Here is a 15,168-nt window from a genome sequence, read left to right on the forward strand (position 1 = left end):
ATATGGCCCAGCGTCTGTTTGCCAAACCCGAATTCGGCCCGCTCGTGCTGTTGATCGCCGAGCTCGTCATCTTCTACGCGATCAACCCGCAATTCCTGTCGCCGCTTAACATCAGCAACACAATGGCCTTCTCCGTCGAGCTTGGCCTCATCGCATTGGGGATGACGCTGCTGATGACGTCCGGCGAGTTCGATCTGTCGGTCGGCTCAGTCTTCGGCCTGACGCCGGTGATCATGTGGACGCTGTTCAACAGCGGTTCGCTTCCTCTCGAGATTTCTTTCGTCGCCGCCATGCTGCTTGCCGCCTTGATCGGGCTTGCCAATGGTCTGTTCGTGACCAGGCTGAAGATACCGTCCTTCCTGGTGACGCTGGGCATGCTGCTCGTGGCGCGTGGGACGGCGCTTTTCGTCACTGACGGCTTCCCGCAGCGGACATGGAACTCCGGCGGGCATTGGCTGGCACAGGTGCTGGTGGGCGATTTCTATGTCGGCCCATTCCGCATCTACATGTCTCTGTTCTGGTTCATCCTGGTCGCGGTCGCGCTAGGATACACACTGACGCAGACCAAGTTCGGCAACTGGATCCAGGCCTCAGGCGGCAATCCCAATGCCGCCCGCGCGCGCGGCGTCAATGTCGACCGTACCAAGGTCGCGCTCTTCATGCTCACCTCCGTCCTGTCGGCCTTTGCGGGCATCATCAGCTCGATACGCACCTCTGCCGCCAACCCGAACAGCGGCACAGGCTATGAGCTGGAGGTGATCGCCATGGTCGTCATCGGCGGCACAGCACTGACCGGGGGGCGAGGCACCATCATCGGCACGGTGATCGGCATCTTCATCCTGCGCGTGATGCGTAACGGCATCGTCATGATCGGCGTGCCCGGCCTCGCCTACAATATTTTCATCGGCGCAATCATCCTCGGCATGATGGCCCTTCACTCGGGCCTCGAGCGCAGACACCAGACGGGGAACTAGGACCATGGCCGAAGAACTCGTCCGCATGGACAATATCAGCAAGTTTTACGGCCGCGTGCGCGCGCTCGATGGCGTGACGTTCCGGGTGTTCGAGAACGAAATCGTCGGGCTTCTCGGCGACAACGGCGCCGGCAAGTCGACGCTGATCAAGGTGCTCTCGGGGGCGGTACGCCCCAGCAGCGGCGACATCTATATCAAGGGCAAGAAGGTCGAGATCAGGAGCACGACCGACGCGATCGCGCACGGCATCGAGACGATCTACCAGGACTCGGCGCTGGTCACGCAGCTTTCCATCACGCGCAATCTCTTCCTCGGCCGCGAGCCCATCAAGGGCCCGCGATTCCTCAACCGGATGGATCAGGCGGTCATGGAGCAGGTGGCGAGCGACCTCTTGAAACGTGTCGGCATCAGCAAGAACATTCCACCGACCACGCCGATCGGCGCCCTTTCTGGCGGCGAGCGTCAGGCCGTGGCGATCGCCCGGGCCATGCATTTCGACAGCGACCTGATTATTCTCGACGAGCCGACCAACAATCTCGGCGTGGCCGAAACCCAGGGCGTCCTTCGCTTCGTTCGCAACGCGCGCGATACCGGCCATTCCTGCATCTTCATCGCCCACAACATTCATCACGTCTTCCAGGTCGTGGACCGCATCGTGGTGCTGCGCCGGGGCAGAGTGGTGGCTGACGATATCGATCCGAAGAAGAGCAGCATCGAGAAGGTTGAAGAGGTGATCACCGGCATGTCGGACAGCGAGCTGCGCAGCGCCATCTCGCATTGAGCGTGGCCCGCGCTTTGTCCCGAAGACGCAATATAGACTGAAGGATGACACTTCATGGTGAAACTATACGGTGAGACGCTGACGCGTCGGCAGCTCTCCGAGCGCTCGAGTGCGCTGTCGCAATTCGCAGGTGTGCGGCTGATGACGTTGGGGGACGGCGTCGAGCGCGGCATCCGCATGCTCGAGTTCCGCACCGGCACGGGCCTGCGGTTCACAGTGCTCGTCGACCGCGCGCTCGACATTGCCGACTGCGAGTATCGCGGCATGGCCGTCGGCTGGCATTCGCCGTCGGGCTTCAAGCATCCCGGGCTTGCCGAATATGAGGGCGAGGGCGGACTTGCCTGGCTACGCAGCTTCTCGGGTCTGGTGATGACCTGCGGCCTCGATCACATCCTCTTCATGTATGACGAGCCGGCCGACCATTATGTCTACGGCCCACGCAAATCGGTCAGCCACTCGATCCACGGCCGCGTCGCCACCATCCCCGCACGGCTCACCGGCTACGGCGAGTCCTGGGAGGGCGACGACTGCACGCTCTGGTGCGAAGGCGTGGTGAGGCAGGGCACGGTGTTCGGCGAGGACCTCGAACTCGTGCGGCGCATCGAGGCCAAGGTCGGCTCGAACGAGATCAGGCTCTTCGATCGCGTTGTCAACCGCGGCTTCTACAGGACGCCGCATATGTTCTGCTACCACATCAATGTCGGGCATCCGGTCGTGGCCGAAGGTTCGCGCTACCTGGCGCCGATCAAGGACGTCGTCTGGGCAGCACATGCCGGCGCGGACTACCGCAAACAGAAGGTCGGCTATCGCACATTTCCCGCGCCGCAGCTCAATTTCCATGAGCAGGTCTGGCAGCACGAGCTTGCCGCCGGCGACAGCGGCGAGGCTCCCGTCGCCCTGGTCAACGACGCGCTCGGCATCGGCTTCGAGGTCGTCACCCGCAAGGATCAGTTTCCCTGCATGTATGAGTGGCAGAACCTGCAGGCCGGGCAATATGCGGTCGGGATTGAGCCGTCGACCAACCACGTGCTCGGCCACAAGGCGGCGCGCGAGCGCGGCGAGCTGATCTGGCTCGAGCATGGCGACGAGCGCAGCTACGACACGATTTTTCGTATCCTCGCCGGCAAGGACGAGATCGCGGCGGCCGAGAAGCGCATCACCGCGCTGGCCAGGCAGCCGGAAGAGGATTTCCCGGAACCTTCCGGCAATCATCTCCCGATCGGAGGCCGGTCATGAATGCCAGGCAGTCTGCCGGCAGGCCAGGTTCGCTTTCGATTGCCGGCAAGACGATCCTTTACACGGGCGCAGCCGGCGGGCTCGGCACCGAGACCACGCTGCAGTTCCTGCGCGCCGGCGCGCAGGTCATCGCGGTCGACAACGACCACGGGAAGGTCGAGAACCTGCTCGCTTTGGCGAAACAGGAAAGCCTGAAAGGTCTGACAATCTGTGAGGCCGATCTGTCGGACCTTGCGGGCCTGCGCACGAGACTGGAGAAGAAATCGGCCGAGGTCGGCGGTTTCGATGTCGTCATCAACAACGCCGCGATCTACCCCTCGAAGGACTTCGAGGAGTATACGATCGAGGAGTTCCAGGCCGTGCAGCGCGTCAATGTCGATGCCGGCATCGTCTGCGTGCAGGTGGGGCTGCCGCACATGCGCGAACAGGCTTTTGGCCGCATCATCAACATCGCCTCGGTGACCTTCTATGGCGGCTGGGCAAAGCTCGCGCCCTATGTCCAGTCCAAAGGCGCGCTGGTCGGCCTGACGCGCGCCTGGGCTCGCGAGTTCGGCGAGTACGGCATTACCGTCAATGCGATCGCGCCGGGCGCCTTCCCGACGGACGCCGAGAAGATCCATCCCGACCCCGAAGGCTATACGCGCTTCGTGCTCGATCATCAGGCGGTGAAGCGGCGCGGGCATGCTCGCGACATCGCAAATGCGCTGATATTCCTCGCTTCCGACGAAGCCGGCTTCATCACCGGCCAGACGCTCAGTGTCGACGGCGGCTGGGTGATGCACTGACAGGCAATAAGGATCAAAGACAGATCATGGGAATTCTGAGCGGTATCCGCGTGCTCGACTGCTCGATCGCCATGGCGGGGCCTTTTGCAGCGCAGCGCCTCGGCGATCTCGGCGCGGACGTGGTGAAGGTCGAGCCGGTCAACGGCGAATGGCAGCGCCATGTCGCTGCGGGCGGCGCGCGCGGCAACAAGGTCAACGTCTCCTTCCTCTCGCTCAACCGCAACAAGCGCTCGCTTGCGATCGACCTGAAGGCGGAAGAGGGCAGGAAGATCCTCTACGATCTCGTGAAGACGGCCGACGTGTTCCTGCAGAACTACCGACCCGGCGTCGCCAGGCGCCTCGGCGTCGATTACGAGACATTGTCGAAGATCAATCCGCGCCTCGTCTATGTCTCGATGTCCGGCTATGGCGAGAGCGGTCCCTATATGAACCGGCCGGGCCAGGACCTCATCCTGCAGGCGATGTCGGGAGCGATGCTTTCCGCCGGGCGCGCCGGAGAGCCGCCGACCCCGTCGGGCCAATATCTGGTCGACGCCATCACCGCCTATACGGCCTTCGAAGGAACGCTCGCCGCATTGTTCCATCGCGAGCGCACAGGCGAAGGCCAGCTCGTCCAGGTCAACATGCTCGACGCGATCACCACGATCCAGATGCAGGAGCTTTCCGTCTTCACCGTCGGCGGCAAGGAGCAGAAACGGTCGGCCGAGCCGCACGCGCATGTCTATATCCGCTCGCCTTACGGCGCCTTCGCCACGAGCGACGGCTATATCGTCATCGCCTTCCCGTCGCTGAAGAAATTCGGCGAGATCATCGGCGAGCCGAGCTTCCTCGATATGAATGACGAGGTGGACAGCTGGACGCGCCGCGACGAGATCTTCGCCAAGACGCGCGAGAGGCTGAAGGCGAAGACCTCGGCCGAATGGCTGAAGCTCTTCGCCGATGCCGATATCTGGGCCGGCCCAGTCTACGGCTACAAGGAGCTCGTCGAGGATCCACAGATCAAGCACAACGGCGCCTTCGTCGAATATGATCATCCGACCGAGGGCCATGTGAAGACCCCTGGCTTCCCGATCAAATTCTCGAAGACGCCCTCGAAGGTCGAGCGCGGCGCACCGCTCGCCGGCGAGCATACGCGCGAGGTGCTGACTGAAGCCGGCTATGATGGCGAGACGATCGATCGGCTGGAGAAGGCGGGGGTGATCGGGATGGGGGGCTTTTGATTGTCGGCCGCGCCTCCTGGAGAACCCCATCGATTCGCCTTCGGCGACACCTTCTCTCACAAATCACCATCTGGAGGTAAGGCGGTCAGGGCAGTTCGATCTATCGCGGGGAGGTCGGCGGGACAGCGCCCCCCTCTGTCCTGCCGGACATCTCCCCCACAAGGGGGGAGATCGGACGGCCGCTTTGGTTTCGCTAATCGCCAGCGTCGGAGATTGGCGAAACTCTCGATGACAGCCAATCTCCCCCCTTGTGGGGGAGATGTCCGGCAGGACAGAGGGGGGCAACGAAGGGCGCTAAGCTTTCCACGATCTCGGAAGAGCGGCCTTGGACGGAGTGCGACGTTGCGACGAGTTAGGAGACCACGATGACCCAGGATGTCCTGTTCGAGGTCGACGGCCACGTCGCCGTCATCACGCTGAACCGTCCGCAGAAGCTCAATGCCGTCACGCCGGAGATGGCCGATGCCATCGTTGCTGCCGTGAAGGAGTGCAACGACTCCGACACGATCCGTTGCGTGATCGTGACGGGAGCCGGCGAAAAATCCTTCTGCGCGGGCTCCGACATTCGCGAGCTCGACGCCTATGACACGCCCTGGCAATTCCGCAACCGCCCCGACTATTGCGACGCCATCCGCCGGCTTTCCAAGCCTTCGATCGCGGCAATCAACGGCTATGCATTCGGCGGGGGGCTCGAGACGGCGATGTCCTGCGACATCCGCATCGCCTCCGACAACGCGCAGTTCGCCGCGCCCGAGATCAAGCTCGGCTGGATCGGCGGCGGCGGCATGACGATGTTCCTCGCCCATTCGATCGGCGCATCGAACGCCGCGCTGATGATCATGACCGGCGATCCGATCGGCGCCGAGAAGGCGCTGGCCTGGGGTCTGGTGAGCGACGTCGTCCCGCGCCAGCGGCTCCTCGATCGCGCCCGCGAGATCGCCGCCACGATCGCCTCGCGGGCGCCGATCGCTGCTGAGACTGCCAAGCTGAACCTCAAGGCAGCCTTCTCCATGCCGGCCGAGAAAGCCATCGAATATGAGCGCGACCTGCAGACGATCTGCTTCGCGACGGAGGATGCGCAGGAGGGCCGCGCCGCTTTCAAGGAAAAGCGCTCGCCGGTTTTCCGGCGGCGCTGATTGGAGCCTGATGGTTTTCAGGTTGGCGCTGCCCCTCACCCTTACCCTCTCCCCGTGAACTACGGGGAGAGGGGATTCTGAGACGTTGGCGACCCCCTCTCCCCGTCCTTACGGGGAGAGGGTAAGGGTGAGGGGCGGCGCCAACCTCAAGCGACTTGCGTTGCGCCTCAGACGCATGCCTCCCACCTACCTCACCGCCGAAACCTTCCGGAAATCCGACGGCGACATGCCGGCGAGCTTGCGGAATGCCTTGTTGAAGGCGCTGAGCGAGCCGAAGCCGCTCTCCATGGCGACCCTCAGCACCTTGGCGTCCTGGTCGATCAGCAGCGCCTGCGCATAGCTCAATCTCAGCAAATTGACATATTCGTTGAGCGTCATCCCGGTCGACTTGCGGAACAGGCTCATGGCGTATTTGGGATGGATGTCGGCCGCTGCGGCGATGTCGACCGAATCGATGTCGTAGAGGAAATTCTCGGCGATGAAGTCGCACATGCGCCCGACATTTCGCGACGACTGCTGGTCGAAGGGGCTGGCTGCGCCCTCGATCGCCTGAGCTTCGGGCACGAGGCGGTAGGGCTCGAAGCGCACCCGCTCAAGCCTCAGAACAAGCTCGTCGACGGCATGCTGCGCCTTTGCGGGGTCGCCCGAGCGACCGTAGCGATACCAGCGCTCGAAATTATGAGCATCGGAAGCATCCGTCGCGCTGGTCACCAGCGCCGCGCCCGTCATCAGGCGGTGGCGCACATCGGCGGGCAGATGCAGCCGGAAGAAATGCACCAGCGGCAGATGCGCCCCGGCATAGAACACGTCGTCCGAAGCCTCGTGCAACTGGTGCGGAAGCCCGCCCCAGAACAGGCACATCTCGCCGGCCGTAAGCGAGATCTCGTGATCGTTCATGCGGTAGCGCACGCGGCCGCTGACGATGAAATTCACCTCGACCTGCGCGTGCCAATGCGGCTTCAGCATGATCAGCGGCTTGTTGTGAAACATCTGCAGCGCAAGCGGCAGTCCTTCGACGCTGCTCGCACCCGGCTGGTAGAACGCGCGTTCTCCCAACTACCCCCGACCTCCCATCTTACTTTCCGGCAAGTCCATATTACCGTTGAAGGCGACGAAACCCTTTCGGCCGGTAGTCTAGGGGCCGCTCAAGAGGAGAGCAAACGAAAAGGGAGGAGTATATGGATCGCATCCATTCGCGGTTGCGCAGAGCGCTTGCCTTGGCGTTCGGCGTCAGCCTGCTGTCGATCGCCACGGCTTCGGCAGCAGAAGTGACTGTCTGGTGCTGGGACCCGAATTTCAATGGCGCCACGATGAAAGAAGCTGGCGAGCGCTATAAGGCCAAGCACCCTGACTTCACTCTCAACGTGGTGGACTTCGCCAAGGCCGACCTCGAGCAGAAGCTGCAGGCCCAGCTCGCCTCCGGCTCCACCCAAGGCCTGCCGGATATTGTGCTGATCGAGGACTATGGGGCGCAGAAGTACCTGCAGTCGTTTCCCGGCGCGTTCGAGCCTCTCAACGGCAAGGTCGATTACTCCGCCTTCGCGCCCTATAAGGTCGAGCTTGCCACCGTCAACGGCCAGACCTATTCGCTGCCTTTCGACTCAGGCGTCACCGGCCTCTTCTACCGCAGCGACTACCTTGGGCAGGCCGGCTATGATGCCGCGGCGCTCCAGGATCTCACCTGGGACAAGCTCATCGAGATCGGCAAGGCCGTCAAGGAAAAGACCGGCCATCCGTTGCTTGGCGTCGACATCAACGATGCCGGCATCGTTCGCATCATGCTGCAATCGGCCGGCAAGTGGTATTTCACCCCTGACGGGAAACCCGACATCGCCGGCAGCCCGACCTTCAAGGCGGCGCTCGGGACCTATGCCAAGCTGCTCCAGGCGACCGACATCTATAAGCCGGTCGCGGGCTGGAACGAATATACCGGCGCTTTCGTCTCCGGCGAAACCGCCGCGGTCAATACCGGCGTTTGGATGACCGCGACCATCAAGGCGGCCAACCAGGCCGGGAAATGGGGTGTCGCCCCGATCCCGAAGCTTTCTGATGTCGAGGGTGCGACCCACGCTTCCAACCTGGGCGGCTCGAGCTGGTATGTCCTTGCCTCTTCGGGAAAGAAGGACGAAGCAGTGGATTTCCTTGCCGAGATCTGGGGCAAGGACGTCGATTTCTATCAGAAGATCCTCGTGGGCCAAGGGGCGCTCGGCTCGCTGCTCGCGGCCCGTAACGGCGAAGCCTATAAGGCCAGCGACGACTATTTCGGCGGTCAGCCAGTCTGGCAGAACTTCTCCGATTGGCTCGCTGCCGTTCCGGCCGTCAACTACGGCATCTTCACAAACGAGGTCGACGCGGCGATCGTCGCTCAGGCGCCTGCCCTCGCCAAGGGCGGCTCGCTCGACGATGCCATCGCGGCCATCGGCGCACAGGTGAAGCAGCAGATCCAATAAGGACTGCGGGGCGGGACGGTCCTCCCGCCCCCTTTCCGTGGGACACGTGCCGCGAGCGGGCACGCGTCCGTTCTGCAGGGATCCGGAGCACCTCTTGGCACAGGCAAGACTCGGGCGCGACGAGCAGATCAATGGCTGGCTTTTCATCATGCCGGCTCTGGTGCTCCTCGGCATCTTCATGGTCTACCCGATCATCTGGTCGCTCTGGATGAGCTTTCAGGTCGGCCGCGGCATGAACCTCACCTTCGGCGGTTTCGCCAACATCGTCCGCCTGACGCAGGACCCGATCTTTCTGCGTGCACTGCGCAACACGCTCACTTTCCTGATCGTGCAGGTGCCGATCATGCTGCTCCTGGCGCTGCTTTTTGCGGTGGCGCTCAACGATAACAAGCTCTGGGGCCGCGGCCTCTTCCGTACCGCGATATTCCTGCCCTGCGCGACCTCGCTTGTCGCCTATTCGATCCTTTTCAAGTCGATGTTCGCCAATGAAGGCGTCATCAACGACTTCCTGCGTTTTGCCGGCATCATCACCGACCCGATCCCGTGGCTGGGCGATCCCTTCTGGGCCAAGGTTGTAATCATAGCCGCCATCACCTGGCGATGGACCGGCTACAACATGATCTTCTACCTCGCGGCGATGCAGAATATCGACCGCTCGATCTATGAGGCGGCCAGGATCGATGGCGTGCCAGGCTGGGCACGCTTCTGGTACATCACCGTGCCGATGCTCAAGCCGGTCATCCTCTTCACCTCGGTGATCTCGACCATCGGGACGTTGCAGCTCTTCGATGAGGTGAACACCATCACCTTGGGCGGCCCGTCGGATTCGACGCTCACGCTCTCGCTCTACATCTACAACCTCACCTTCAAGTTCATGCCAAGCTTCGGCTACGCATCGACCGTTTCCTACGTCATCGTGGTGCTGGTCGGCATCTTGAGCCTCCTCCAGTTCATGGTGGCGTCGGACCGGAAGCTGCGTAGCGGTTTTCGAGCCGATCCAATGCGCGAACAGGCAGACGGAGCGGCGCAGCGATCCCTGAACGCGCGCGGTTCCAGGGACAGTCGAACATGAGCGCGTCCGGAGAGACTGCGGGGTTCGGACCGGCGCTCGCGACGCGCCACTTGAGCCCCACCTTCAACGTGCTCGGCGTCCTGCGCCGCGCCATCGTCTACCTCTTGCTGATCGTCGCCGCCGTCATCTCGGTCTTCCCGTTCTGTTGGATGATCGTTTCAAGCACCAATACGGCCGCCGATGTCCTGAAGGGCAAGGCGACGTTCGGCGATGCGCTCTGGACCAACATCGTCAACTTCTTCACGCAAGTGGATGTGCTGCGCATCTTCTGGAACTCGGCGTTCCTCGCCATCGTCGGCACCGTGCTGACGCTCGCCGTCTCCTCGCTCGCCGGCTACGGCTTCGAGATGTTCAGGAGCCGTGTTCGCGAGAAGATCTTTGGCGTCCTGCTGCTGATGCTTTCGATCCCGTTCGCAGCACTCATGGTGCCGCTCTTCGTCATGATGGCGAATTTGAAGCTCATCAATACGTACACCGCCATCATCCTGCCGACGATCGCCTCGATCTTCATGATCTTCTACTTCCGCCAGGCGACGAAGGCCTTCCCTTCCGAGCTTCGCGATGCCGCGCGCATCGACGGCCTCAAGGAGTGGCAGATATTCCTCCATATCTACCTGCCTGTGATGCGGTCCACCTACGCGGCGGCGGTAATCATCGTGTTCATGGCCAACTGGAACAACTATCTCTGGCCGCTCATCGTGCTCCAGACCAATGAGCAGAAGACCATCACACTCGTCATCCAGTCGCTGAGCTCGGCCTACTATCCCGATTTCGGGGTCGTCATGGTTGGAACGATCCTGGCCACTCTCCCCACCCTCATCATCTTCTTTCTGCTCCAGCGCCGCTTTGTCGAAGGCATGCTGGGCGCCGTCAAATAGGGTTGCGACCATATGAGCAGCGTGAAGCTGAGGGCTGTAAGCAAGTCGTTCGGGTCCCTCGAAGTCATCAAGGGTGTCGATCTCGACATAAGAAGCAAGGAATTCGTCGTCTTCGTAGGGCCTTCGGGCTGTGGAAAATCGACACTGCTGCGCATGATCGCCGGGCTAGAGCCGATCACCTCTGGCGATCTCGAGATCGGCGGGGAGCGCATGAACGAAGTCGACCCGTCCAAGCGCGGCATCGCCATGGTGTTCCAGACCTATGCGCTCTACCCGCATATGACGGTGCGCGACAACATGGGGTTTGCGCTGCGCTTTGCCGGCACGCCAAAGGACGAAATCGCCAGGCAAGTGAGCCACGCTGCGCGCATCCTCGAGCTCGAACCGCTGCTCGACCGGTATCCGAAGCAGCTCTCGGGTGGGCAGCGCCAGCGCGTCGCGATCGGTCGCGCCATCGTCAGGCACCCGCAGGTGTTCCTTTTCGACGAGCCGCTCTCCAATCTCGATGCGGAACTGCGCGTGCAGATGCGGGTGGAACTCGCGCGGCTCCACAAGGAATTGGGCGTCACCATGATCTATGTCACGCATGACCAGACCGAGGCGATGACGCTCGCCGACAGGATCGTTGTGCTTAATCGCGGCAATGTCCAGCAGATCGGTGCCCCGCTCGACCTCTATGACGACCCGGTGAACCGGTTCGTGGCGGGGTTTGTCGGCTCGCCGAAGATGAATTTCATCTCGGCGACGATGGTCGAAGCCGATCACGGCGTGGCGGTCCTGGAGCTTCGCAACCACGGTGGCGCGCGGCTGAGGAAACCCCTGACCGGTTCCCTGCCATCGGCCGGCAGCGACATCACCATCGGGGTCAGGCCCGAACATTTCTTCGAAGCCGGCCAAGGCGACTGTGACATCACCGTCAAGGCGGATGTCGCGGAGCATCTCGGCTCGGTGAGCTACGTCTATGCCAGGAGCGGCAGCGAGGAGCTCATCATCGAGCGTGGGGACTCGCGCCATGGCGGCCACGGCGACCTGCTCACGGTTTCAATCAAGGCCGAGCGCGCGCTGCTCTTCGATGCCGGCGGCGCCCGTATTCACTGACCTCCCTCAACGATCCGCCCTAGCGGCTTATGGAGACTGCCATGACTTCCTCGCAAAGAAAAATCCGCTGGGGCATTCTCGGACCTGGCGGCATAGCCAGGGCCTTTGCCGGCGGCGTCGCCGGCTCGCGCACCGGCGAGCTCGTCGCCCTGGGCACGCGCAATCCCGCCAAGCCTGGGCTCGCCGAAGCCTTCCCGGGTGCCCGCATCCTCGAGAGCTACGACGCGCTGCTGAAGGATCCCGGCGTCGATGCGATCTACATCGCGATCCCGCATCCGGGCCATGCCGAATGGGCGATCAAGGCCGCCGAGGCGGGCAAGCACGTGCTTTGCGAGAAGCCTATGGGCCTCACCGCCTTCGAGGCCGACGCGATGATCCATGCAGCAAAGAAGGCCGGCACCTTCCTCGGGGAAGCCTTCATGTACCGGCTGCACCCGCAGACCGCGCAGCTTGCCGAGCTGGTGAAGTCCGGCGCGATCGGCGAGGTGCGCATGGTGAAGTCGAGTTTCGGCTTCGCCATGCCAGGCTTCATGCCAGAACACAGGCTCTACGCCAATGATCTCGCGGGCGGCGGTATTCTCGACGTCGGCGGCTACCCGGTCTCGATGGCGCGGCTGATCGCGGGTGCGGCGACCGGAAAGCCCTTCGCCGAGCCGGACAAGGTGGCGGGCGTCGCACATCTCGGACAGTCCGGCGTCGACGAATGGGCATCTGCCGTGCTGCATTTTCCGGGCGGGATCGTCGCGGAAGTCTCCTGCAGCATTTCCCTCGACCAGGACAATGTGCTGCGCATTTTCGGTACGAAGGGCCGCATCGAGGTTCCGGATTTCTGGTTCGCGGCCGGCAATCGCGATGTCGGACCTGGTAGGATCGACCTGTTCCGTGCTGACGGAAGGCCCGAGACGATCAGCCTCAACGAAACGCGCCATCTCTATTCCTTCGAGGTCGACGGCGCAGGCGAAGCGATTTCGGCCGGCCGGCAGGAATTCGCCTGGCCGGGCATGGGTTGGGCCGACAGCCTCGGCAACCTTCGCGTGCTCGACAAATGGCGGGCGGCGGTCGGGCTCGAATACGAGATCGAGAAGGCATCGAAGCGCGTCAACACGATTTCGGGCCGCAAACTGGGCTCCGGCGGCAGCATCATTCCCAAACGCCAGATTCCGGGGCTCGCCCAGCCCGCATCGCGCCTCGCGCTCGGCTTTGAGGATTTCCGCACCTTCTCGTCGGGCTCGATCCTTCTCGACGCCTATTTCGAGGCAGGCGGCAATCTCTTCGACACCGCTTACGTCTACGGCGCCGGCTATACGGAAAAGCTGCTCGGCGAATGGCTATCGAACCGCGGCGTGCGCGGTGAGGCCGTCGTCATCGGGAAGGGGGCACACTCGCCGCTCTGCTATCCCGACGTAATCGGCAAGCAGCTCACGCAATCGCTCGACCGGCTCAAGACTGACTATGTCGACGTCTATTTCATGCACCGAGACAACCCGGACGTGCCGGTCGGCGAGTTCGTCGATGCTATGGACGCGGAGATCAAGGCCGGCCGCATTCGCGGCCCCTTCGGCGGCTCGAACTGGACGCGCGAGCGCATGGACGAGGCGATCGCCTATGCCGAGCGCACCGGCAAGCAGAAACCCGGCGCGCTCTCCAACAACTTTTCGCTGGCCGAGATGCTGGAGCCGATCTGGCCGGGCTGCATCACCTCGTCGACCGACGATTGGAAGGGCTGGCTGACAGCCCGGCAGATGCCGAACTTCGCCTGGTCGAGCCAGGGGCGGGGCTTCTTCACCGATCGCGCCGGCCGCGACAAGCGGGATAATGAAGAGCTGGTGCGCGTCTGGTACTCGGAGAAAAATTTCGGCCGCCGCGACCGCGCCGTCGAGCTCGCCGCCAGGCTGGGCAAAAGCCCGATCCACATCGCGCTCGCCTACGTGCTCGCGCAGCCTTTTCCATCGATCCCGCTGATCGGCCCGCGCACGCTCGACGAGCTGGACGACAGCCTCAAGGCGCTTGATATCTCGCTTTCGCGGGAAGATGTCGAATGGTTGGACAGGGGGTGAAGCGAGCGATGCTAGTCGGCTTAGGGTGATGTAGGCGGAGGCGCGGCAGGCTTCCTCCTGTGGCGCAGTCGTCGAGACAATCCCGACGCCGCGCTCTACGGCGCCCCCCTCTGTCCTGCCGGACATCCCCCCTTGTGGGGGAGATGTCCGGCAGGACAGAGGGGGGCGCGACGCGCGCCGGCTCATCCGTCACTTGCGCCGAGACTGAAGAGGCCGGTTATTGAGCCTCGGGGCGCTTGTTGCCCGCCGTCGCTGTCCTGCTAGCCGATTCCGCACGATCCCAAACACGATTGACTTTCCAAAATCTTTGGCCGAGAAATCATGAAACCGGTTCCGGAACCGATTCCGGTACCGGTTTCTGGGATAAGACGAGATTTCAGCCGCGCATGCGTAAATGGACCATCAGTGATCTCGCCCGCGAGGCGAATGTCTCGAAGACGACTGTATCGCGCGTTCTGAATGGTCGTCCGGATGTCGACGCCGAGACGTCGGCGCGCCTGCTGGCGCTAATAGAAGACGTCGGGTATGTGCGCAGCGCGCGTGCGGTACAGCTCGCCAAGGGCCGCGCCAATGTGGTCGGTCTGCTGGCCCCGTTCGATACCTCGCCTTGGATGATCGAGGTGTTGCGCGCTGCGATGGAGAGGGTTCAGGCCACCCATTTCAGCCTCGTACTGCACAGTTTTCCGCACTCCCCGGCCGAGATGGCCCGCTTTGCCGACCAGCTGAACAACGGCTCGATGGATGCGCTGATGGTGGTGTCGCTGCAGCAGGAGGTGCCGGCGATAGCCAAGGCCGCGGCCGATGGCCTTCCCGTTGTCATGCTCAACGACTACGGCTTCAATGCCGGGCTGGCCGACATCATTCCCGACGAGGCGGTGGGCATTGCCGAGGCCGTAGCGCATCTGGTTGCTGTGGGCCGCAGGCGCTTCGCCATCATCGCCGGCACACCCGATTTTCCGATCTCCGCGACACGTCTCGACGCCTATCGGCAGGCAATCCGCAAGCACGGGCTCGAGCTCGACGAGCAGCTGGTAATCGAGGCGCCCTTCACCGCGCCCGCTGCGCAGGCCGCGACTTTGGCGCTGGTTGATCGCGGCGTCGGCTTCGACGCGCTCTTCGCGTCAAGCGACGCGATGGCGGTCGGCGCGATGCGCGCTCTGAAGCAACGTGGCCTCGCTATTCCGGACGACGTATCGGTCGTAGGCTTCGACGACTTCGCGTCGGCCGAGTTCACCGAGCCGCGGCTCACAACCGTTCACAACCCGCTTTATGAGATGAGCGCCAGGGCGATGGCGCAGCTGCTCGACGGCGTGAAGGCCAACAAGCCAATCGAAAAATCGGAGGAAGTCATCGGCACGCATCTGATCGTCCGTGATTCCAGCGTCCCGTCGCGGAACGGCGCGGGAGGTCGCGGCTGACGGATCGTCGCCGACTGCATGCTTTGTCAGAACCGGGGGGCAGGGGGCCGCTCCGAGTGAGCT

The 15,168-nt window shown here is 63.0% G+C and carries 13 protein-coding genes; 12 read left to right on the top strand and 1 reads right to left on the bottom strand.

Annotated features, from left to right (window positions below; genetic code table 11):
* Positions 1 to 2 precede the first annotated feature (2 nt).
* The 6 genes from SAZ10_RS26990 (at position 3) to SAZ10_RS27015 (ending at position 6,132) form a co-directional block, all read left to right on the top strand.
* Complete coding sequence (locus SAZ10_RS26990) at positions 3 to 974, top strand: ABC transporter permease (protein ID WP_318612526.1); 972 nt, start codon at positions 3 to 5, stop codon at positions 972 to 974.
* Positions 975 to 978: 4 nt separating this feature from the next.
* On the top strand, positions 979 to 1,755 hold the full coding sequence (locus tag SAZ10_RS26995; protein ID WP_318612527.1) for an ATP-binding cassette domain-containing protein: 777 nt from the start codon (positions 979 to 981) through the stop codon (positions 1,753 to 1,755).
* Positions 1,756 to 1,809: 54 nt separating this feature from the next.
* The gene (locus SAZ10_RS27000) at positions 1,810 to 2,991 is read left to right on the top strand and encodes an aldose 1-epimerase family protein (protein ID WP_318612528.1); all 1,182 of its coding nucleotides are present in this window, start codon (positions 1,810 to 1,812) and stop codon (positions 2,989 to 2,991) included.
* A complete protein-coding gene (locus tag SAZ10_RS27005; protein ID WP_318612529.1) occupies positions 2,988 to 3,776 on the top strand; it encodes an SDR family NAD(P)-dependent oxidoreductase in 789 nt (262 codons plus the stop codon). The genes SAZ10_RS27000 and SAZ10_RS27005 overlap by 4 nt, the downstream gene beginning before the upstream one ends.
* A 26-nt stretch (positions 3,777 to 3,802) precedes the next feature.
* On the top strand, positions 3,803 to 4,996 hold the full coding sequence (locus SAZ10_RS27010) for a CoA transferase (protein WP_318612530.1): 1,194 nt from the start codon (positions 3,803 to 3,805) through the stop codon (positions 4,994 to 4,996).
* Between the two features lie 365 nt (positions 4,997 to 5,361).
* Complete coding sequence (locus SAZ10_RS27015) at positions 5,362 to 6,132, top strand: enoyl-CoA hydratase/isomerase family protein (protein WP_318612531.1); 771 nt, start codon at positions 5,362 to 5,364, stop codon at positions 6,130 to 6,132.
* A 186-nt stretch (positions 6,133 to 6,318) separates the two neighbouring features.
* Here the strand turns inward: SAZ10_RS27015 and SAZ10_RS27020 are convergent, their stop codons facing one another.
* Positions 6,319 to 7,188, bottom strand: coding sequence for a helix-turn-helix domain-containing protein (locus SAZ10_RS27020; protein WP_318612532.1), 870 nt, complete (start codon positions 7,186 to 7,188; stop codon positions 6,319 to 6,321).
* A gap of 122 nt (positions 7,189 to 7,310) precedes the next feature.
* Here SAZ10_RS27020 and SAZ10_RS27025 point away from each other — a divergent pair, with 122 nt between their 5' ends.
* The 6 genes from SAZ10_RS27025 (at position 7,311) to SAZ10_RS27050 (ending at position 15,105) form a co-directional block, all read left to right on the top strand.
* Positions 7,311 to 8,582, top strand: a complete 1,272-nt coding sequence (locus SAZ10_RS27025) for an ABC transporter substrate-binding protein (protein WP_318612533.1) — start codon at positions 7,311 to 7,313, stop codon at positions 8,580 to 8,582.
* Between the two features lie 148 nt (positions 8,583 to 8,730).
* Positions 8,731 to 9,654, top strand: coding sequence for a carbohydrate ABC transporter permease (locus SAZ10_RS27030; protein WP_412535307.1), 924 nt, complete (start codon positions 8,731 to 8,733; stop codon positions 9,652 to 9,654).
* 68 nt (positions 9,655 to 9,722) lie between these two features.
* Complete coding sequence (locus tag SAZ10_RS27035) at positions 9,723 to 10,532, top strand: carbohydrate ABC transporter permease (protein WP_412535308.1); 810 nt, start codon at positions 9,723 to 9,725, stop codon at positions 10,530 to 10,532.
* Positions 10,533 to 10,544: 12 nt separating this feature from the next.
* Positions 10,545 to 11,630 (top strand): sn-glycerol-3-phosphate ABC transporter ATP-binding protein UgpC, encoded by a 1,086-nt coding sequence (locus SAZ10_RS27040; RefSeq protein ID WP_318612536.1) that lies wholly within the window; start codon positions 10,545 to 10,547, stop codon positions 11,628 to 11,630.
* Between the two features lie 41 nt (positions 11,631 to 11,671).
* Positions 11,672 to 13,687: an aldo/keto reductase gene (locus SAZ10_RS27045; protein ID WP_318612537.1), complete on the top strand. Its 2,016-nt coding sequence runs from the start codon at positions 11,672 to 11,674 to the stop codon at positions 13,685 to 13,687.
* A gap of 386 nt (positions 13,688 to 14,073) precedes the next feature.
* Positions 14,074 to 15,105 (top strand): LacI family DNA-binding transcriptional regulator, encoded by a 1,032-nt coding sequence (locus SAZ10_RS27050; protein WP_318612538.1) that lies wholly within the window; start codon positions 14,074 to 14,076, stop codon positions 15,103 to 15,105.
* Positions 15,106 to 15,168 lie beyond the last annotated feature (63 nt).

The organism is Mesorhizobium sp. BAC0120 (genome assembly GCF_033542235.1).
Classification (GTDB): domain Bacteria; phylum Pseudomonadota; class Alphaproteobacteria; order Rhizobiales; family Rhizobiaceae; genus JAWRCU01.